General features: G+C 66.8%; 17 protein-coding genes. 8 read left to right on the forward strand and 9 right to left on the reverse strand.

Going from position 1 to position 19,305, the window contains the following annotated elements:
* Positions 1–35 precede the first annotated feature (35 nt).
* On the reverse strand, positions 36–1,016 hold the full coding sequence (locus J2R80_RS07220; protein ID WP_057021295.1) for an NADPH:quinone oxidoreductase family protein: 981 nt from the start codon (positions 1,014–1,016) through the stop codon (positions 36–38).
* A gap of 105 nt (positions 1,017–1,121) precedes the next feature.
* Here J2R80_RS07220 and J2R80_RS07225 point away from each other — a divergent pair, with 105 nt between their 5' ends.
* The 6 genes from J2R80_RS07225 to argG all read left to right on the forward strand — a co-directional run bounded on the left by J2R80_RS07225 (position 1,122) and on the right by argG (position 7,034).
* Positions 1,122–1,955: an SDR family oxidoreductase gene (locus J2R80_RS07225; RefSeq protein ID WP_253638279.1), complete on the forward strand. Its 834-nt coding sequence runs from the start codon at positions 1,122–1,124 to the stop codon at positions 1,953–1,955.
* 157 nt (positions 1,956–2,112) lie between these two features.
* Positions 2,113–2,706 (forward strand): invasion associated locus B family protein, encoded by a 594-nt coding sequence (locus J2R80_RS07230; RefSeq protein WP_057021355.1) that lies wholly within the window; start codon positions 2,113–2,115, stop codon positions 2,704–2,706.
* Between the two features lie 125 nt (positions 2,707–2,831).
* Complete coding sequence (gene rlmN, locus J2R80_RS07235; protein ID WP_057021293.1) at positions 2,832–4,046, forward strand: 23S rRNA (adenine(2503)-C(2))-methyltransferase RlmN; 1,215 nt, start codon at positions 2,832–2,834, stop codon at positions 4,044–4,046.
* 119 nt (positions 4,047–4,165) lie between these two features.
* Positions 4,166–4,666: a hypothetical protein gene (locus tag J2R80_RS07240; RefSeq protein ID WP_076834963.1), complete on the forward strand. Its 501-nt coding sequence runs from the start codon at positions 4,166–4,168 to the stop codon at positions 4,664–4,666.
* A 157-nt stretch (positions 4,667–4,823) separates the two neighbouring features.
* Positions 4,824–5,606 (forward strand): phosphatase PAP2 family protein, encoded by a 783-nt coding sequence (locus J2R80_RS07245; RefSeq protein WP_076834962.1) that lies wholly within the window; start codon positions 4,824–4,826, stop codon positions 5,604–5,606.
* A gap of 90 nt (positions 5,607–5,696) precedes the next feature.
* Complete coding sequence (argG, locus tag J2R80_RS07250) at positions 5,697–7,034, forward strand: argininosuccinate synthase (RefSeq protein ID WP_229191908.1); 1,338 nt, start codon at positions 5,697–5,699, stop codon at positions 7,032–7,034.
* Positions 7,035–7,202: 168 nt separating this feature from the next.
* Here argG and J2R80_RS07255 read toward each other — a convergent pair whose 3' ends face one another.
* On the reverse strand, positions 7,203–7,790 hold the full coding sequence (locus J2R80_RS07255; RefSeq protein WP_253638280.1) for a TetR/AcrR family transcriptional regulator: 588 nt from the start codon (positions 7,788–7,790) through the stop codon (positions 7,203–7,205).
* 96 nt (positions 7,791–7,886) lie between these two features.
* On the opposite strand from J2R80_RS07255, the gene J2R80_RS07260 reads away from it, so the two are divergent.
* A complete protein-coding gene (locus J2R80_RS07260; RefSeq protein ID WP_253638281.1) occupies positions 7,887–8,252 on the forward strand; it encodes a nuclear transport factor 2 family protein in 366 nt (121 codons plus the stop codon).
* Between the two features lie 49 nt (positions 8,253–8,301).
* Here J2R80_RS07260 and J2R80_RS43650 read toward each other — a convergent pair whose 3' ends face one another.
* The gene (locus tag J2R80_RS43650) at positions 8,302–8,511 is read right to left on the reverse strand and encodes a hypothetical protein (RefSeq protein ID WP_375162560.1); all 210 of its coding nucleotides are present in this window, start codon (positions 8,509–8,511) and stop codon (positions 8,302–8,304) included.
* Between J2R80_RS43650 and J2R80_RS07265 the strand changes: the two genes are divergently transcribed.
* Entirely contained in the window at positions 8,500–10,119 is a 1,620-nt protein-coding gene (locus tag J2R80_RS07265; RefSeq protein ID WP_375162561.1) for an alkaline phosphatase, read from the forward strand. The two genes, J2R80_RS43650 and J2R80_RS07265, sit on opposite strands and share 12 nt — an antisense overlap.
* Positions 10,120–10,370: 251 nt before the next feature.
* Here the strand turns inward: J2R80_RS07265 and J2R80_RS07270 are convergent, their stop codons facing one another.
* The 6 genes from J2R80_RS07270 to J2R80_RS07295 all read right to left on the reverse strand — a co-directional run bounded on the left by J2R80_RS07270 (position 10,371) and on the right by J2R80_RS07295 (position 19,197).
* Complete coding sequence (locus J2R80_RS07270; RefSeq protein WP_253638282.1) at positions 10,371–12,689, reverse strand: OmpA family protein; 2,319 nt, start codon at positions 12,687–12,689, stop codon at positions 10,371–10,373.
* 187 nt (positions 12,690–12,876) lie between these two features.
* The gene (locus J2R80_RS07275) at positions 12,877–13,152 is read right to left on the reverse strand and encodes a hypothetical protein (protein ID WP_076834722.1); all 276 of its coding nucleotides are present in this window, start codon (positions 13,150–13,152) and stop codon (positions 12,877–12,879) included.
* Positions 13,153–13,258: 106 nt separating this feature from the next.
* On the reverse strand, positions 13,259–13,645 hold the full coding sequence (locus J2R80_RS07280; protein ID WP_057021286.1) for a VOC family protein: 387 nt from the start codon (positions 13,643–13,645) through the stop codon (positions 13,259–13,261).
* A gap of 198 nt (positions 13,646–13,843) precedes the next feature.
* Positions 13,844–14,701, reverse strand: a complete 858-nt coding sequence (locus tag J2R80_RS07285) for an FkbM family methyltransferase (RefSeq protein WP_253638283.1) — start codon at positions 14,699–14,701, stop codon at positions 13,844–13,846.
* Positions 14,702–14,758: 57 nt separating this feature from the next.
* Positions 14,759–16,783 (reverse strand): ABC transporter ATP-binding protein/permease, encoded by a 2,025-nt coding sequence (locus J2R80_RS07290; RefSeq protein WP_253638284.1) that lies wholly within the window; start codon positions 16,781–16,783, stop codon positions 14,759–14,761.
* A gap of 269 nt (positions 16,784–17,052) precedes the next feature.
* Entirely contained in the window at positions 17,053–19,197 is a 2,145-nt protein-coding gene (locus tag J2R80_RS07295; protein ID WP_253638285.1) for a hybrid sensor histidine kinase/response regulator, read from the reverse strand.
* Positions 19,198–19,305 lie beyond the last annotated feature (108 nt).

Raw genomic sequence — 19,305 nt, forward strand, 5'->3', positions numbered from 1 at the left:
TCCGTTCGGCTCCTTCCGGGCTGCGCAATCTCGGTTCAGCTTCCCGGGTGCAGGATCACCTTGCCCATCGCCTTGCGGCCGGCGAGCACCTTCAGGGCTTCTGATGTCTGCGACAGCGGGAAGGTGCGGTCGACATGCGAGGAGATCTTACCTTCCGCGGTCCACTGCACGAGCTTCTCGAGGTTCTTGCGGTTCTTGTCCGGATTCTGCCGCGCCCAGGCGCCCCAGAACACGCCGCGGATATCGCAGCCCTTCAGCAGTGCGAGGTTGAGCGGGATCTTCGGAATCTCGCCGGCGGCAAAGCCGATGACCAGGAAGCGGCCTTCCCACGCGGTCGAGCGCAACGCGGCTTCGGCATAGGCGCCGCCGACCGGATCGAACACGATGTCGGCGCCCTTGCCGTCGGTCAGCTTGCGCAGGCCCTCTTTGAGATCTTCCTTCGCATAGTTCAGCGTCAGCTCGGCGCCGTGTTGCTTGGCGAATGCCAGCTTCTCGTCCGACGAGGCGCAGGCAATCACCTTCAACCCCATCAGTTTGCCGAGCTCGCACGCAGCAAGGCCGGTGCCACCGGCGGCCCCCAGCACCGCGAGCGTCTCGCCCGGCTTCGGGCTCGCGCGATCTTCCAGCGCATGCAGCGCGGTGCCGTAGATGATGATGATGCCGGCGGCGCGGTCGTAGTCGAGATTGTCGGGAATCTTCACGATCGAATTCGCCGGCAGCGCGATCTTGTCGCGCGCGCCGTTGTGGCCGCAGGACGCGACGACACGATCGCCGACCTTCAGGTCAGTGACGCCGGCGCCGACGCTTTCGATCACGCCGGCAACTTCGGCAGCCGGCGAGAACGGGAACGGCGGCTTGATCTGGTACTTGCCCTGGATCATCAGGATGTCGAAGAAATTCAGCGCCGCCGCCTTGATCGCGATCACGGCTTCGCCGGGAGCCGCCACCGGATCGGGCACATCAGCCAGCACGAGATCGTCAGGTTGACAGTATTGCGAGCAGAGGATGGCTTTCATGGACACACCTGAGTTTCGGACGCAGAAAGAGCTGCAAGATCTTGGACTACAAGCTTCATGCCGGATTTGCGGCGGAGCGACAATACAAAGCGGAGGGATCAAACTATGTTTGAAAAAGGCCTGCTAGCGAAAAAGCGCATCCTGATCACCGGCGGCGGCTCCGGCCTTGGTGCTGCGATGGGCTACCGCTTCGCCGAACTCGGCGCCGAATTGATCATCTGCGGGCGGCGCGAGGGGCTGCTGGAGGAAACCGCAGCAAAATTCCGTAGCGAGCTCGACGCCAAGGTTTCCATCGCGCGCTGCGATATCCGCGACGGCGCAGCGGTCGAAGCGATGATGGATCAGGTCTGGCAGGACGCGCCGATCGACGTGCTCGTCAACAATGCTGCCGCAACCTTTATTGCGCAGAGCGAACATTTGTCGTTCCGTGCGGCGGACGCGATCCTCGCGCCGACACTGCATGGCACGATGTACTGCACGCTCGCCGCCGGCCGCCGCTGGATCGACGGCAAGCACAAGGGCGTGGTGCTCTCGATCCTGTCGACCTCGACCATCACCGGCCGCGCGTTCACGGTGCCGTCCGCGATGGCGAAGACCGCCGTGCTGGCGATGACCAAGAGCCTGGCGGTGGAGTGGGGCCCGAAGGGCATCCGCACCGTCGCGATCGCGCCCGGCGCGTTCCCGACCGCAGGCGCGACCGGACAGTTGCGCCCCGAAGGGCGCGGCGAGAGCTGGGCGCATCGCAATCCGCTCGGCCGCGCCGGCGAGCATTCGGAGCTCGCCAATCTCGCGACCTTTCTGATCTCGGATCAGGCCGGCTACATCAACGGCGAGATGGTGGTGCAGGATGGCGGCTCGCACTTACGCAGTTCCGGTGCCGAGGACCTGCTGCAATGGACCGATGCGCAGTGGGAGAAGCAGCGCGCTGCGCGCGCCTAGTGATAACGCGTCGCGATTACGCGCCCGACGGTGAGCGGCGTTCGCCTTTCGGCCTAACTGCCTTCCCAAAAAAGCGTTTCCCGGTTATCCATCCGAGCCGGCGGAGGGGAATCGCCGGGCCATCTTGCAGTCACAATGATGGGGGAACCAGTTGGCCGTGCGGCAGATTCTGACATCACTGGTTGCTTGTATCCTGGGCGGGTTCATCACCCTCGCGCCGGCGCAGGCCGCGCCCAAGAAGGATACGGCCAAGGAAGCAGCCAAGCCGGCGCCTTCGGCCGCGGCGGCTGCGGCCGGCGGCGCGGAGCCGACGCTGATCGGCCAATTCGGGACCTGGGGCGCGTACACGGCATCGCCCAACGGCAAGAAGGTGTGCTTTGCGCTCGCCAAGCCGTCGTCGTCGAAGACCAATCCGGCGAACCGGCCGCGCGATCCGGCCTATGCCTTCATCTCCACCCGTCCGGCGGAGAAGGTCGTCAACGAAGTCTCGATCATGATCGGCTACACGGTGAAGCCGGGCTCCGAATCGACGCTTCAGGTCGGCGGCGGGACCTATGCGATGTACACGCAGGGCGACGGCCTCTGGATCAAGAATGCGGCCGAGGAGGAGCGGATGGTGGAATCCATGCGCAAATCGGCCGAACTGACGGTAAAAGCCGTCTCGGCCAAGGGCACCGAGACGACAGACACCTTCTCGCTGAAGGGCCTGGCGCAGGCGCTCGACCGGCTCGGGCAGGACTGCCGGCGCTAGAGCATGATCCGGAAAAGTGTGAAGCGGTTTTCCGGAAAGATCATGCTCTAAAAATCGACTTAAGGCCTGAAATCGAGGTATTCGGTGGCTTTCCAGCACCGGCTGGAAGGCCTATTTGAGGTTTCATGACCGACACCGTGACCACCCATGCCGTCTCCGGCGCCAGCGCGCTGGTCGAGAAGGTTCCGCTCGAGACCTACGTGCCGCCGGCCAAGCCGTCGCTGATCGGGCTGTCGCGCGCCGAGATCGCCGATCGCCTAGGCGAGATCGGGGTGCAGGCCGGCCAGCGCAAGATGCGCACCCAGCAGCTCTGGAACTGGATGTATTTCCGCGGCGCCAAGAGCTTTGCCGAGATGACCAACGTCTCGAAGGACATGCGCGCCGAGCTCGAGAAGCATTTTACCGTCGATCGTCCCGAGGTGGTCGCCGAGCAGATCTCCAATGACGGCACCCGCAAATGGCTGCTGCGGCTGCCGAGCGGCGACAAGGTCGAGCGGCCGCACGAGGTCGAGTGCGTCTACATCCCCGAGACCGATCGCGGCACGCTGTGCGTTTCCTCGCAGGTCGGCTGCACGCTGAACTGCGCGTTCTGCCACACCGGCACGCAGCGGCTGGTGCGCAACCTCACGGCCGGCGAGATCGTCGGCCAGGTGATGGTGGCGCGCGACCGGCTGAATGACTGGGCCGACCGCGAGGACGGCACGCGCCGCGTCACCAACATCGTGATGATGGGGATGGGCGAGCCGCTCTACAATTTCGACGCGGTGCGCGATGCGCTGCTGATCGTCGCCGACAATGAAGGCATCGGCATTTCGCGCCGGCGCATCACGCTGTCGACCTCGGGCGTGGTGCCGAACATCCAGCGCACCGGTGACGAGATCGGCGTGATGCTCGCGATCTCCTTGCATGCGGTGCGCGACGAGCTGCGCAACGAGCTGGTGCCGCTGAACCGCAAATATCCGATCAAGGAATTGCTGCAGGCCTGCCGCGATTATCCCGGCGCCTCCAACGCCCGGCGCATCACCTTCGAATATGTGATGCTCAAGGGGGTCAACGATTCGCTCGATGACGCCAAGCTCCTGGTGAAGCTGCTCAAGGGCATTCCGGCGAAGATCAATCTGATCCCGTTCAATCCGTGGCCGGGCACCGCCTACGAATGCTCGGACTGGGAGCAGATCGAAAAATTCTCCGAATACATCTTCAACGCCGGCTATTCCTCGCCGGTGCGCACGCCGCGCGGCCGCGACATCCTCGCCGCCTGCGGCCAGCTCAAGTCGGAGACCGAAAAGCTCTCCGCCCGCGAGCGCCAGGCGCTGCGTGCGATGGCGATGACGGATTGAGTGTGACGCCCTCCATGCAATCCGTCATTGCGAGGAGCGAAGCGACGAAGCAATCCATGCCTCGGCGAGCTGCGAGATGGATTGCTTCGCTCCGCTCGCAATGACGGGGAGGTCGTAGCATGGCCCTGATCGGCCGCCTGTTCGTCGTCGCCTTCGGCTTCCTGATGGCCTGCTTCGTGGCAGGGATCATCGTGGTCGTCGCGGTGCTGTATCCCGAGATCAGCGATTTCGGCGGGCAGATCGACCAGAGCGCGATCAACGTTGTGCTCGGCTTCGGGTTCATCTTTATCTCAGGCTTTGCGCTGCTGCCGGCGTTGATCGTGGTGCTGATCACCGAGGCGTTCTTCATCCGGAGCGTGCTGGCCTATGCCGTCGGCGGCGCGATCGTCGGCGCGGCGTGCTATCTCGGCCTGGTTCCGTTCGATCCCGACATGATGCAATTCCATGGCATCGTGCGCCGGCACATGGAGATCATGACCGGGGCCGGCATCGTCGCGGGCCTGGTCTACTGGCTGATCGCCGGCCGCACCGCCGGCGCCTGGCGCGAGCCGGCGCGACCGTTGCCGCCGCCCCCGCCATTGCCGTCGCAACGGCGGCCGCAAACACCGCCGTCATCCTGAGGAACCGTGCGCAGCACGGTGTCTCGAAGGATGGGCCGCAGCAAGACCGCATCCTTCGAGGCTCGCAAGAGCTCGCACCTCCAGCGACAACGGCGAAGCCGTTGCGCGGGGATGACGTCACTTCCCATGCTCATCCGCCTCGGCTAAACCGCGCGCCATGAACCGGACCGGACTTTTCATTGCGCTGGGGCTGGCGCTCATCATCGGCATCCTGTTCGGGATCTATCCCGAGCTCGACCTGAAGCTGGCGGCGCTGTTCTACGATGTGGCGCAGAAAACCTTCCCGCTGAAGCTCGACGCGGTGGCGTCGTTCGCGCGCGATGCGGCGATGTGGATCGCCTGGGCGCTGGTGCTGCCGGCGATCGTGACCATCGTCTGGAAATTCATCCGCCCGGACCGGCCGATGCTGATGTCCGGCCGCGCCGCGGTGTTCCTGCTCACCACGATGCTGCTCTCGGCCGGCGTGCTCACCAATTTCACCTTCAAGAATTATTGGGGCCGGCCGCGGCCGGTGTTCGTGACGCAGTTCGGCGGCGACCTGCAATTCATGCCGTGGTGGGACCCGCGCGGCGGCTGCCCGCGCAACTGCTCGTTCTTCTCCGGCGAGGGCGCCACCGCGTTCTGGACCTATGCACCGGCGGCGCTGACGCCGCCCGCGTGGCGGCCGCTGGCCTTTGCCGGGGCCACCGTGTTCGGCATCGTCACCAGCGGGCTTCGCATGGCCTTTGGCGGCCATTTCTTCACCGATGTGGCGATCGCGGGCCTGGTGTCGTTCTTCACGGTCTGGCTGTTCTACGCGCTGATCTACCGCTGGGCAGCGACCCGGCTGACTGACGCCCAGGTCGATGCCGCGCTGACGCGCCTTGCGATGCCCGGCTACCGATGGATGCAGCGCTGGCGCCGGGGCGGCAAGGCGGCGTCCAGCCAGACCGAGGCCTGATTTGGGCCTGATTAAAGGCGTGCTCAGCGTTCGGAAATTTGATATCGCCACCCCGGAAACATCATTGATTTCGACCGATTGGACCGTCCCATGAGTACGATTCTGAAAAGCCTGCCCACTGGCGAAAAAGTCGGCATCGCGTTCTCGGGCGGGCTCGACACGTCGGCGGCGCTGCTCTGGATGAAGCTGAAAGGCGCCAAGGTCTTCGCCTATACCGCCAATCTCGGCCAGCCCGACGAGGCCGACTACGACGCGATCCCGCGCAAGGCGGTGGATTTCGGCGCCGAGAAGGCCCGCCTCGTCGATTGCCGCACCCAGCTGGTCCATGAGGGCATCGCCGCGATCCAGTCCGGCGCGTTCCACATCTCGACCGGCGGCATCACCTATTTCAACACCACGCCGCTCGGCCGCGCGGTGACCGGCACGATGCTGGTCGCGGCGATGCAGGAGGACGGCGTCAACATCTGGGGCGACGGCTCGACCTTCAAGGGCAACGACATCGAGCGCTTCTATCGCTACGGCCTGCTGACCAACCCGAGCCTGCGCATCTACAAGCCCTGGCTCGACCAGCAGTTCATCGACGAGCTCGGCGGCCGCGCCGAGATGTCGGCGTTCATGACCGCGCAAGGCTTCGCCTACAAGATGAGCGCGGAGAAGGCCTATTCGACCGACAGCAATCTGCTCGGCGCGACGCATGAGGCCAAGGATCTCGAGAGCCTTGCGAGCGGCATCACCATCGTCAACCCGATCATGGGCGTGCCGTTCTGGCGCGCCGATTGCGACGTCAAGGCCGAGAAGGTCGTGGTGCGCTTCGAGGAGGGGCAGCCGGTCGCGCTGAACGGCAAGACGTTTGCAGATCCGGTCGCGCTGTTCCTCGAGGCCAATGCGATCGGCGGCCGCCACGGCCTCGGCATGAGTGACCAGATCGAGAACCGCATCATCGAAGCGAAGAGCCGCGGCATCTATGAGGCGCCGGGCATGGCGCTCTTGCACATCGCCTATGAGCGCCTCGTCACCGGCATCCACAACGAGGATACGATCGAGCAGTACCGCATCAGCGGCATGCGGCTCGGCCGCTTGCTCTATCAGGGCCGCTGGTTCGATTCGCAGGCCTTGATGCTGCGCGAGACCGCGCAGCGCTGGGTGGCACGCGCCGTCACCGGCGAGGTGACGCTCGAGCTGCGCCGCGGCAACGACTACTCGATATCAAACACCGAGAGCCCGAACCTCACCTACGCGCCGGAGCGGCTCAGCATGGAGAAGGTCGAGGACGCCGCCTTCACGCCGGCCGACCGCATCGGCCAGCTGACGATGCGCAACCTCGACATTGCTGACACCCGCGCCAAGCTCGGCCTGTACAACAAGACTGGCCTTATCTCGAGCGGCGAAGGCTCGCAGATCTTCCAGCTCGAGAACGACAAGGACTGAGGCGGCACCCTCTCGCCTTGTCGTCCCGGGCAAGCGAAGCGCGACCCGGGACCCATAACCACCGGCCATGGTTATGAAGCACGCTGGTGCTCCAGCGCGCTTCCACGGCTCCTCCCTGTGGTTATGGGTCCCGGCCTTCGCCGGGACGACGTGGGGAGAGAGGCCTGCCTACTTCACCCTGAGCGCATCGAGCAGCGAGCGGAACGCGCACGCGTAATCGGTGCCGGTCTTGCCGATATCCGGCCCCGCGGAGACCGCAACCGCGGCTTCCGTCACCGCGCCGAGCAGCAGCCGCGCCAGCGGCTCGATCGGCTGCTTGGCGATCACGCCGGCATCCATCGCGGCGGCCAGCGCGCGCGGAAACTTGCCGCCGAAATGCTTGGCGTCGATCTCGCGCCAGCGTTCCCAGCCGAGCACGGCGGGGCCGTCGCGCAAGATGATCTGGCCGGTCGGGCCTTTCGAGCACGCCGCGAAATAGCCCTGCGTGCCCGCCGCCATCGCCGCCAGCGGATCGTTCTCGGCGCGCGAGATGCGGTCGAGATCGGCAACAAGGTCGATCGACACCTGCTCGAACACCGCCTCGAACACCGCCTCCTTGGTCGCGAAGTGATGATAGACCGCGCCCTTGGCGACACGCGCGCCGGCGGCGATGTCGTCCATCGTCGCAGCGGCGAAGCCGCGCTCGCCAAAAATGCGCCGCGCCGCCTTGACGATGGCGGCTCTGGTTTTCTCGCGCCGTTCGGCCTGGGTTGCCATGGCGCATCTCTAGCCCAGTTCCAGACGCAAGCCAATTGACTTACCGACTACCAGTCGATAAATACCGACTATAAGTCGGTAAATGGAGAATGCTCGATGCCCTCGCTTAGGACGTTGCAAGCCTTCGCTGACACGGTCGAGTCCAACGACCATGTTGGCGCGATCAGGAACTTCTATTCAGTCGATGCCCGCACCCAGGAGAACGACGGCGAGTGGCGGGTCGGCCGCGAGGCGCTGGCGGCGCGCGAGGCGGCGGTGCTGGCCGCGGTCGCCGGCGTCAAGACCACGCGGCTCGGGCCGCTCCTGCTTGACGGCGATCATTCGGCGATCTGCTGGCGCTTCGAATTCACCGGCAAGGACGGCAGGGTCCGCAGCATGGAGGAGGTCGCCTGGCAGACCTGGCGCGGCGAGGAGCTGGTCGAGGAGCGCTTCTTCTACGATCCGCAGCAGATGGCGCGCTGAAATCACGCCGGCCTTGCGGCAATACGCCCCGGCGCGCCTCATTGCGCCGTCATCCGCCGCAACTAGCCTCCGCTCCGATGCGCATGATGCGCGAGAGCGGAGCATCGATCATGATCAAGCAAGTTGCCGGTATGGCCGTCACGCTGGCGTTGTCGGCAGCGCCGGCGTTCGCCCAGACGTCTATCCGATCGATCGCGCCGATATCCTCGTCGGCGCCAAATTCGACTTCAAGGTCGAGCTTCCGGGGGTGGTCGATCAAGCAAAGCTCAAGGTCACGCTGAACGGCGCGGACTATGCCGCGGTGTTCGGCCAGGGCGGCACATTCACCGCGCACGAGGCCGGCCGGGAGCAGTCGGCGCTGGTGCTGCGCGATGTCTCGCTCGTCAAGCCCGGGCAGGTCGCCGTCGAAGTCAGTGACGGCACGCAGAGCCGGAAGATGACCTGGACCGTCTACGACACCGGGGCACGCAAGGCCAGGAACGTGATCCTGTTCATCGGCGACGGGATGTCGCCGTCGCATCGCGTCGCCGCGCGAATCCTCTCCAAGGGAATCGCGGAGGGCAAGAGCCGCGGCAAGCTCGCGATCGACGACATGCCGCATATGGCGCTGGTCGCGACCGCCGGCTCGGACTCGATCATCACCGATTCGGCGAATGCCGCGAGCGCCTACGCCACCGGCCACAAGGCCGCGGTCAATGCGCTCGGCGTCTACGCCGATCGCACGCCCGATCCGCTTGACGATCCGAGGGTCGAGACCATCGCGAGTCTTGCCAAGCGCCGGGCGGGCCTCGCGGTCGGCATCGTCACCAACACCGAGGTCGAGGACGCGACGCCGGCGGCGATGGTTGCGCATACCCGTCGCCGCGCCGCCTATGACGCGATCGTCGCGCAATATTTCGACGCGAAGCCCGACGTGCTGATGGGCGGCGGCTCCGCGAACTTCCTGCCGCAATCCGCGTCCGGATCGAAACGCAAGGACGATGTCGACTATCTCGCGCGCTTTCGCGCCGCCGGCTATCCGGTCGCGACGACCGCAGGCGAACTCGCCACGCTCGCGGCCAAACCGGACACCCGCCAACTGCTCGGCCTGTTCGCCGCCGGCAACATGGACGGCGCGCTTGACCGCAAATTCCTCAAGGGAGGCGGCGTCAGGAAATTCCCCGAACAGCCGGACCTGACCGAGCAGGTCCAGGCCGCGCTCACGGTGCTGTCGAAGCACGAGGCCGGCTTCTTCCTAATGATCGAGTCCGGCCTGATCGACAAATACGCCCATCTGCTCGACATGGAGCGCGCGGTCTACGACACCATCATGCTCGACAACGCGGTGCGGCTCGCAAAGGACTGGGCGAAAGCGCGCAACGACGACACGCTGATCCTGGTCGTGGCCGACCACAACCATCCGAACAGCCTGGTCGGCACCATCAATGACGACATGGCGGCGACACCCAACGTGCCGCTGCGCGAGCGCGTCGGTGTCTACGAGAAAGCCGGGTTCCCGAATTATCCGGCGCCGGACGCCGAAGGTTATCCGTCACGCGTCGATGTCAGCCGGCGGCTTGCAATCTTCTCCGCCAGCCTGCCGGATCACTACGAGACGTTCCGCCCGAAACTCGACGATCCGAACGAGCCGACCGTGAAGGCCGACCAGCCCGACACGTTCAAGGCCAATGACAAGTACAAGGATGTCCCCGGCGTCGTGCTGCGCTTCGGCAATCTGCCGGCGATGATCGGCGCCAGCGTGCATTCCGGCGAGGACGTCATCCTCACCGCGACGAGCCCGGGCAGCGAGCGCGTCCACGGCTCGATGGACAACACCGAAGTGTTCCGCGTGATGGTCGAGGCGCTGGGACTGGGCGCGGGCAAGTAACGAATGATGAGATTGGGTCGATCAGCATGCCCGCTGTACCTCTCCCGCTTGCGGGGGCGAGGCTTCTCCGACCTCCCCTTGAAAAGCGGAGGTCGCTTTGCTCGCGAGAGCAAAGCGGGTGGGGATCTGCTCTCTCCGTAGACACCGTCACCTGCGGCTGACCCCCATCCCGACCTTCCCCCTTTCAGGGGAAGGAGAACAAACAAAAATGGCCGGGATCGCTCCCGGCCATTCCGTCATGTCGCGGCGGCTCAGCGCGGCGGCGCGGCCGAGGCGGTGCCGCCGTTGAGCAGCGGGGTGATGCGGCGGACGGTGACGCGCCGGTTGATGCGGCTCGGTCCGTCGGTCTGCTCCTTCGGATATTGAGAGCCATAGCCCTGCGAGGTCAGGTTCTCAGCCGGCACACCGAACTGCTGCGTCAAGAGCTCGGCGGCGGATTGCGCACGGCGGTCCGACAGCGACAGATTGTCGGTGTCGTTGCCGGTCGCATCCGTGTGGCCCTCGATCAGGAACACCTCGCGCGGGTTGCGCTGGATGGCCCGGTTGAGGCCGTCGGCGATCACCTGCAGCCTCGCCGCCTGGTCCGGTGGGATGGTCCACGATCCGGAGTCGAAGTTGATCGTGTTGACGTCGATGCTCGGCATCTGCATGCGGATATTAGGGCTGTAGCGGATCTCGTCCAGCGAGTAGCGCCGTTCGATCCGCTGCACCGGCGGTGCCTCCATGGTCTCGTAGATCACGTCGGGCGACGCGTCCTGAGCATCGACGATGTAGCGATCGTAGGGAATGTTGACCACCGGCGGCGGGGCGTCGACATAGAAGCCGCCGACCGCCCGCGGATCGCGATAGCTGTTGTCGATGATGACGACCTCGCGGCCGCCAGTATCCCTCCGGATTCGGCGCAACATCTGGCCGTCGGAGCCGACCACCGTGATGATCTCGCTGCCGTCGGGACGAACCACCACGGTGCGGGTTTCGCCGCCGATCGTCTCGGTGCGGATATCGCGCGCGCCATAGCGGAAACGATAGACGTCGTCGCCGCGGACATAGGCCTGGCCGCCCGGATCGCGGATGATGACGCGGTCCGGCTCGGTGTAGATGGTGCGGCCGCCCTCGACGACCTCCTGCCGCTGGCTGTGCAGGTCGGCGATGCTGCCGCCGATGATGGCGCCGGCGACCACGCCGGCACCGACGGCGGCACCGATCGCGAGCGGCTTGATGTTGTCATGGCGCGGTGGCGGCGGCAGCGGCGCTGCGACGGCAGGCGCGGCGCGGAAGGCGGGCGCAACCGTCGGCGGCGCATATTGCGCGCGGCCGGGCGGCGGCGTTGCGGCGGCCGAGCCGGGGACGACCGATGGCGCGGGCGCGCCCATCGCGGCGCCCTGGGCTGGCGATACGCCGGGCGCGACGCCCGGACGTGCTGCCGGCTGACCCGGAGCCGGGGTCGCGCCGGGCGCGCCCATTGCCGCGCCCGGGGTCGCCGGCGTTCCGGGCGGTGTCGCCGGACGTCCCTGCTGACCTGGCGCCGGTGGCGTCGGCGTCGCGCCGGGTGCCGGAGGCGTTGTTGCGGCAGGCGGGGTGCCTGGACGCGCGGGCTGTGCGCCGGCTGCCGGAGGTGTCGGCGTCGGTGTCGCACCGGGAGCTGTCGCGGCGGGCGGCGTGCCCGGTCGTGCCCCTGCTGCCGGAGGCGTTGTCGTTGCCGAAGGCGCGGGCGTTGACGTCGCCGCGGGCGGCGTGCCCGGCGGTTGCTTGGCGCCGCCAGGACGTTCACCGCGTTCGCCACCCGGACGATCGCCGGGACGGCGTTCGGCCGGCGCCGTTGTCGGAGCTCCCGGCGTTGCGGGCGTCGGTGTCGGCGTTGCCGCCGTGGGCGGGGTGCCGGGACGTGCTGCGGGCGCGGCATTCGGCGTGGCGCCGGGCGCCGGCGTCGGCGGTGTGTGCGCGGGTCCTGCGCCGGGCGGCGGCGTGCCGGGTCGCTGCGGTGCTGCGGCCGGCGGCGGTGGCGTCGGATGTGCGGGGGCGGCCGCCGGCGGTGGCGGGGTCGGCTTCGCAGGCGCTGCTGCGGGCGGCTCCGGCCGTGCCGGTGACGGCGATGGCTTCGCGGGTGCGGCCGCGGGCGGCGGCGGTGTGGGATGTGCGGGAGCAGCCGACGGCGGAGGCGTCGTCGGGCGCGCGGCAGGCGGCTCGGGCCGTGCGGGAGCCGGCGGCGGTGCCGGATGCGGTGCGGCTGCCGGAGGCGGCGTCGGCTTTGCCGGTGCAGCTGCGGGCGGCTCGGGCCGGGCAGGGGCTGGAGGCGGGGTCGGCTTCGCGGGTGCTGCGGCCGGCGGAGCGGGATGCGCGGGTGCCGCGGCGGGAGGTGGCGCCTGCGGATGCGGTGCTGCGGCCGGCGGTGCGGGACGTGCGGGAGCACCCGGCGCCGGCCGCGCCTTCGGCTTTCCGTCAGGTCCGGTTTCTTCCTTCTGCGCCTGTGCGACGACCAGCGGCGAAGTTTGGGCGTGCGACGCTGAGGTGGCGAATTGCATCACCGTCAGCGCAGTCGTGGCAAGCAGCACGAGACGAAGCTTTGTCATTGTCTAGGAGTCCCCGGCGGAAAGTCTGGGCAGGAAAGCAAAGTGAGAACCGAACAATTCGGCAGGACGATGAACCGCCAGCCGTTAGGCCGGATTGTGGCGAGCCACGAATCATCGGCGAAGTTTATTTCGACATTATAACGGGTTGCGTGTGTGGTTGTTCACCGCGCGTTCAGAAGAAACGCGCCTACACATTTGCAATCGACGTGGAACTTGGGCGCAAGGGCGACTCACCGGCGGCGAGTCGATCTGTCGCAGGCGGCGGGCCGGACGGTCCAGGCGGTCCGCGCACCGGTGATTCGTCAGGTGTCTTGCCGGGCAACTCGTCCGGTCGCGGCGGCTCGCCGGGTTCGCGCACCGGCTCCGGAATCTCGGGGCGCGGACTGCCGGGCGGAATTCCCGGCGGCGGTTCGCTCGGTGTGCCCGGCGTCGTCGGCGGAATCTCGGGAGGCTCGATCGGCATCATATCGAGGCCCCGCGGCTGCCGCCGCCAGATCGCGTCGCGCGCATTGATCGCTCCATCGAAGTTCGAAGCGACAACGGATCGCGCGCCGCGGCGTTCCGATGTTTCACCCGGGCGTGTGGCAGACCGCCTCGATATTGTGGCCGTCGGGATCGAGCACGAATGCGCCGTAATAGTTCGGGTGGTAATGCGCACGGATGCCGGGCGCGCCGTTGTCACGGCCGCCGGCCGCCATCGCGGCCTTGTAGAAGGCGTCGACGGTAGCGCGGTCCCTGGCCGTGATGGCGATATGCACCGGCTTGTTCATTGCGCCTTCGCCGCCGATCCAGAAGTCCGGCTTGCCGTCGGCGCCGAAGCCCGCGGCGGGCGCGTGCCCGGTCACCTCCGCGGGCACTTCCATGATCAGGCCGTAGCCGAGCGGCGCCAGCGCCGTCTGGTAGAAAGCCTTCGCGCGTTGATAGTCGGAGACGGAAAAGCCGATATGGTCGATCATCGCGAGTCTCCCTTGTTGTGTGACGCTACAGACTCGTTGCACCTCCTCCGCAAGCGGGAGAGGGAGCAGATCTCAGAAGCGTAGCCCGGATGAAGCGAAGCGCAATCCGGGGCTGCTCTAGCCGCGGATGGTCTGGTCCCGGATTTCGCTGCGCTTCATCCGGGCTACGGCCATTCGAACCTCAGCCGCGGCCAGGTCTCAACTCCGCACCAGCAGCGTGTTGCTCCGCGTCCGGCCGTGCTCGACGTAACCGCGCGCATGCATGTCCGCAATGCAGTCGTCGGTCCATTCGTCCTTCGACAGATGCTCGATCACCACCGCGCGCGGCCACAGTGCCTGGGGCGCGTCGCGGAAGAAGCCGATCAGCACGCGGTCCTCGAAACCCTCGACGTCGATCTTGAGCGCATCGACCTTGCTCGCGCCGGCCTCGTCGAGGATGCGTTGCAGCCGCAGCGAGGGCACCTTGAACGCCTTGCCCGTCGGCGTGCCGGTGACGATGTGGCTGGCGCCGAGATTGTCGCCGTCGGTCTCGATCATCAGTTCGCCATCGGTCGGGCCGGCGGCCGCCGCAACCAGGCGCACCTGCGGAAAGCCGGAGGCCTGGGTGTTGAATTTGAGCCGCGCATGCGTCACCGGATGCGGCTCGATCGCGATCACCTTGCCGGCGGGCCCGACATCGTGCGCCAGCGCCAGCGCATAGGTGCCGACATTGGCGCCGAGATCGACGAAGGTGCCATCCGCGCCGACATGCGCCCGCAGGAAGGCGAGTTCTTCAAGGTTGTAATCGGGATTGAACAGCGCGCCGCGCTCGGTCGCGCTCGCCTGATGATAGAAGCGGAACGATGCGCCCTGATAGGTCACGTCCAGCGGCCCCGCGCCGAACAGATTGACCAGTTTCGACAGCCAGGGCCGGAATGCGCCGCGCTTCAATCCTGAGCCATGCGCCAGGCGGATGATGGCGGCCTGCGCCGCATTGGGCGCGAAGGCGCCGAACGGCGCCGGCGATATGTCGTTGCTCGGGATCACGCATGGCCTCGTCGAAAGCGCGGCATGCATAGCCGGTTTTGCCGGCAGCGCCAACGCCCGTTACGCCGCCTTGCCCGCTGCCTGCCGTTACCGCAGGAAGCGGCCGAGCAGCCTTCGCTTGCCCTTGCGCGGGATCAGGTCGACGTCGCTGACCAGTTTGGCGCCGCCCTTGCGGCGCTCCAGCACGATCTTGCGGCTATGGAACGCTTCGAGCTCGACGCGGTGGGCGACGCTGACGATAGTCGCCTTCGGCAGTTCCGTCGTCACCGTCTCCATCATCTTGTCCTGGCTCTTCTCGTCGAGCGCGGACGTCGCCTCGTCGAGCACGACGATGTCGGGGGCATGCAGCAGCAGTCGGGCAAAGGCGAGCCGCTGCTTCTCACCGCCGGACAGGGTCTGGTCCCACGGCGCGTCCTCCTCGATCTTGTCCTTGAGATGGTCGAGGCCGACCTTGTGCAGGGCACGGCTGATCTCATCGATGGTCCAGTCTTCCGCCGCGCCGGGATAGGCCACCGCGCGCCGCAGCGTGCCCGAGGGCACGTAGGGCTTTTGCGGCAGCATGAACAATCGGCGGTCAGCGTGCAGGCCGACACTGCCGCCGCCCCACGGCCACAGCCCGGCGATGGCGCGCACCAGCGTGCTCTTGCCGGTGCCGGATTCGCCGGCGACCAATAGCCGCTCCCCCGGTTCGATCACCACTTCGGTCTCGCCGACCACGGCGGTGCCGTCGTCCAGTGTGACGGAGAGATCGTTGAGGCTCAGCATGGCCTCGCCCGCGGTCTCGCCGCGCTCGATGCGGCCGAAGCCGTCGCCGGTCTCGGCGCGTTCGAGCCCGTCAAGCGACGTCATCAGCGAGGCGATGCGCCGGGCGCAGGCGTTCCAGTCGGCGAGCCGCGGATAGTTGTCGACCAGCCAGCCGAACGCGGTCTGCACGATGGTGAAGGCCGAGGCCGCCTGCATCACCTGGCCGAGCGACATGCTGCCGTCGAGGAATTTTGGCGCGCACAGCAGCAAGGGTACCACCGGCGCAATGAGGTTAGATCCCTGCGACACCAGCGTCGTGCGCATGTGCTGCCCAGCGAGCCGCGCCCATTGCCGCAACACATTCGAGAACGTCTTGTCGATGCCGTCGCGCTCCTCGGTTTCGCCGCCGAGCAGCGCGATGCTTTCGCCATTCTCCCGCACGCGGGTCAGTATGTAGCGGAATTCCGCTTCCGCCTGGTTCTTGTCCTCGGAGATATGCACGAAGCTGCGGCCGATCGCCGTGATCGAGCCCGACGCGATCGCAGCATAGATGATCGCGGCAATGACCAGGAAGCCCGGGATGCTGATCGACGAGCCGCCGAGCGTCACCGTCAGCGCGCCGCCGATGGTCCAGAGCACGACGATGAAGGTAACGGCCGAGAGCAGCGCCGACGTCACGCCGGCGATGAAGTCGACCGGAGAATCGGTCGCGATCCGCAGATCCTCCGCGATCCGGTACTCCGGATTCTTGTGATCGCCGTCGACGAGGTTGAGCTGGTAGTAGCGGCCGTTCGTCAGCCAGCGCGACACGACGGCGTTGGTCAGCCAGGCGCGCCAGCGCCGCTGGATACCCATGCGGCCGAACACCTGGGCGACCCCCAGCAGCACGCTGCCGATCGCCAGCGGAAAGAAGATGGCCGTCAGGTGGAAGACACTGGCCGCGTCGCGCTTTTCGATCGCATCGAAGATCGCGCGATTCCAGACATTGATGCCGTACTGAACGGCGACATTGGCGACGATCAGCAGCAGCAGGCCGATCGTGAACAGCCACGCCAGCCGGTCGCCGCTCCGGCCCCAATAGCCGCGCGCGCTGATCCAGAACCGAGTCAGCAAATAGTCCTTGCGCGCCTGTTCGGCTTCTTCGGCCGACAATTCGGGATCGGGTTCGACGATTTCCGGCGGCGGCGGTTCGACATCCTCGCCGCCTTCGGCAATCACCTCGACGAATTCCGACTTCTCATCCCCTTCGCTTGCCGCGGGATCCTTGCGCTCTTGACCGGCCGCCTTTGCGCTCGCTTTCCGAGACGATGAAGTCCTGGCCGACGACGGCCCGTCCGACGATTTGGATTTTGCCTCAGCTTTGCCCATGGCACGATAACGCCAGGCAAATTACCCGGTTCCGCACTGGGACCGGCGGTCAGTCGCGCGGATTGCAACGACTTCAGGGGCTGAGGCCCGCGCATGCGGGCGATCCAGTACGCCGCGACCTATTGATTCAAGCACAGCCGTCTCTGGGACACTGGATCACCCGCGGGTGATGACACCGATATTCGATATCTTGAAACGAGACCTATCCTCATCGTCGTCCTGGCTTTCGCCAGGACGACAACGTGCTTGAGATGTGCCGCGCAACTACCTCACTCCGCCGGCGCCTGATCGCGCTTCAGCCGGCGCGAGCGCGTTGCTTTGTGCAGCACGCGCGCGAGCTGCTCGGCCGAATAGGGCTTCTGCAGCAGCTCGAAGCCGCCGCTGCCCTGCTGCGACAGCACCTGGCTGTAGCCGGAGGCGAGCACGATCGGCAGATCGAGGCGCTGCCGGCGGATCTCTTCCGCAAGCTCGATGCCGCTCATGCCGGGCATCACGACGTCGGTGAACACCAGGTCGAACCGGTCGGCGTCGACGGCGAGCTCCTCCAGCGCGTGGGTGGCGTTGTCCACCAGCACGCAGGTGCAGCCGAGCTGGGTCAGCGTGTCGGCGGCAAACTTTCCGACCTCGGCATTGTCCTCGACGATCAGGACCGATGCGTTGGTCCGATCGATCGAGGGCGCGTCCTCGGTGCGCTGCGCTCGCGCGCCATGCCCGCCGACGACGCGCGGCAGATACAGCGTGAATGTCGCACCCTTGCCGACTTCGCTGGTGACGGTCACCTCGCCGCCGGACTGCTTGGCGAAGCCGAACACCTGCGACAGGCCAAGGCCGGTGCCGTGACCGACCTCCTTGGTGGTGTAAAACGGCTCGAAGATGCGGCCGAACAGCTCCTGTGGAATTCCGACGCCGGTGTCGGTCACCGACACCGCGACGTGGCCGGGCGAGTTCGGCGGCGTGCTGGTCGCGGACGGCAGTCTGTCCACGGCGCGGACCGCGATCGTGAGCCGGCCGACGCCGTCCATGGCGTCGCGCGCGTTCACCGCCATGTTGATGATGGCGGTCTCGAACTGGCCGGCATCGGCGTTGACGAGACAGGTCTCGTCCGGCACCTGCGCTGTGATCTCGATGCGCGCGCCGATCAGGGTTGCGATCATCTCGCTCAGGGTGCGGACATTCTGGCAGGCGTCGAACACCTCGGGCTTGAGGGTTTGCCGCCGCGCGAATGCAAGCAGCTGGTTGGTCAGCTTGGCGGCACGGTTCACGGTGTTGGAGATCGCATCGATGTAGCGCTGCCGCCGCGGCTCCGGCAGGTCCGGCCGCCGCAACATGTCGACCGACGCGCGGATCACGGTGAGCAGGTTGTTGAAGTCGTGCGCGACGCCGCCGGTGAGCTGCCCGAGTGCCTCGAGCCGCTGGCCGTGCCGCAATGCCTCCTCGGCCTCGATGCGCCGGTTGGCCTCCTCCTGCAGGCGCTGGGTTCGTCGGAAGGCGAGTGCGAGCAGGCCGAACAGCAGGGCGGTGGCCGGGATCCCGAAGATCAGGTGCTGGGCCATGGTCGACATCCAGCGCGACTGGATCGCCGAGGTTTCAAGGCCGGCACTGACATAGACCGGGTATTCCGCCAGCCGCTGATAGCGCATGCGCCGCTCGATGCCGTCGGCTGGGGATTGGATCGTCATCGTCCCGGCCTCGGGATTGGCGACGATCTGCCGCCCGAGCGGGCCGCTCGGCTGGAACCGGACATCTTGGCCAACGGCAGGGAAATGCGCCAGCACGGCGCCGTCGGTCCGGATCAGCGCCAGGAAGCTGCCCGGCTCGCGGCCGATCCTGGCGTAGAAATTCTCGAAATATTCCGGAAGCACGGAGGCCTGGATCACGCCGGCAAAGCTGCCGTCGTCGCCGTTGCGGCGCCGGCCGACGCTGAAGAACCGCGAGCCCTGATAGGGCGGCCGCGGCGTCAGCACCTCGCCGATATAGGTGCCGATGTCGCCCTGGGCATGGATCCGGAAGTAATCCCGGTCCGAGAAGTCGACGTCGGGGGCCGGCTGCACCAGGCTGTTGACGAGGGCACGGCCGTTGGCATCGAACACCCAGACCGATTTCACCTGGGGAAGCGCCATGGCGACCTGCCGCAGCCGCTCGTGCAGGCTCTTCTCGCGCGCGCCGATATCGGCATCGCCCATGCCGCGGACGACCTCGGTGACCTCGGCTAGGCCCCGATCGATGGTCTCGAACACCTTCAGCGCATGCTCATGGGCGACATCGAGCGTGCGCTGGATCTCCCGGTCGGCGGCCTCGCTGATCGAGATCCAGGACATTGCGGAGGCAAAAACGAACAGCGCCAGCGGAAGGGCCAGCGCGGCGGCCATCATCCATTGCAGCAGTCTCAGCGAATTGCGTTGTGCGGTCTGCACGGGCGCTCCGGCTCCGCGCGGACCATAACGCAAACCGTTGCACGGGAGGAAGCGAAACGGCGCCGCCGGGCGGCGCGGACGCCCGTTCGCCATTCCGCGACCCGTCAA

The organism is Bradyrhizobium sp. USDA 4541, assembly GCF_024171085.1.
Classification (GTDB): Bacteria; Pseudomonadota; Alphaproteobacteria; order Rhizobiales; family Xanthobacteraceae; genus Bradyrhizobium; species Bradyrhizobium australafricanum.

Bases quoted from the DNA above. Each gene is read 5' to 3' on its own strand.
- J2R80_RS07255 (WP_253638280.1), bottom strand. From the start codon at position 7,790: ATGGCAACCCAGGCCGAACGGCGCGAGAAAACCAGAGCCGCCATCGTC.
- J2R80_RS07240 (WP_076834963.1), top strand. From the start codon at position 4,166: ATGGCCCTGATCGGCCGCCTGTTCGTCGTCGCCTTCGGCTTCCTGATG.
- J2R80_RS07280 (WP_057021286.1), bottom strand. From the start codon at position 13,645: ATGATCGACCATATCGGCTTTTCCGTCTCCGACTATCAACGCGCGAAG.
- J2R80_RS07220 (WP_057021295.1), bottom strand. From the start codon at position 1,016: ATGAAAGCCATCCTCTGCTCGCAATACTGTCAACCTGACGATCTCGTG.
- J2R80_RS07225 (WP_253638279.1), top strand. From the start codon at position 1,122: ATGTTTGAAAAAGGCCTGCTAGCGAAAAAGCGCATCCTGATCACCGGC.
- J2R80_RS07275 (WP_076834722.1), bottom strand. From the start codon at position 13,152: ATGCCGATCGAGCCTCCCGAGATTCCGCCGACGACGCCGGGCACACCG.
- rlmN (WP_057021293.1), top strand. From the start codon at position 2,832: ATGACCGACACCGTGACCACCCATGCCGTCTCCGGCGCCAGCGCGCTG.
- J2R80_RS07245 (WP_076834962.1), top strand. From the start codon at position 4,824: ATGAACCGGACCGGACTTTTCATTGCGCTGGGGCTGGCGCTCATCATC.
- J2R80_RS07285 (WP_253638283.1), bottom strand. From the start codon at position 14,701: ATGCATGCCGCGCTTTCGACGAGGCCATGCGTGATCCCGAGCAACGAC.
- J2R80_RS07260 (WP_253638281.1), top strand. From the start codon at position 7,887: ATGCCCTCGCTTAGGACGTTGCAAGCCTTCGCTGACACGGTCGAGTCC.
- argG (WP_229191908.1), top strand. From the start codon at position 5,697: ATGAGTACGATTCTGAAAAGCCTGCCCACTGGCGAAAAAGTCGGCATC.
- J2R80_RS07270 (WP_253638282.1), bottom strand. From the start codon at position 12,689: ATGACAAAGCTTCGTCTCGTGCTGCTTGCCACGACTGCGCTGACGGTG.
- J2R80_RS07290 (WP_253638284.1), bottom strand. From the start codon at position 16,783: ATGGGCAAAGCTGAGGCAAAATCCAAATCGTCGGACGGGCCGTCGTCG.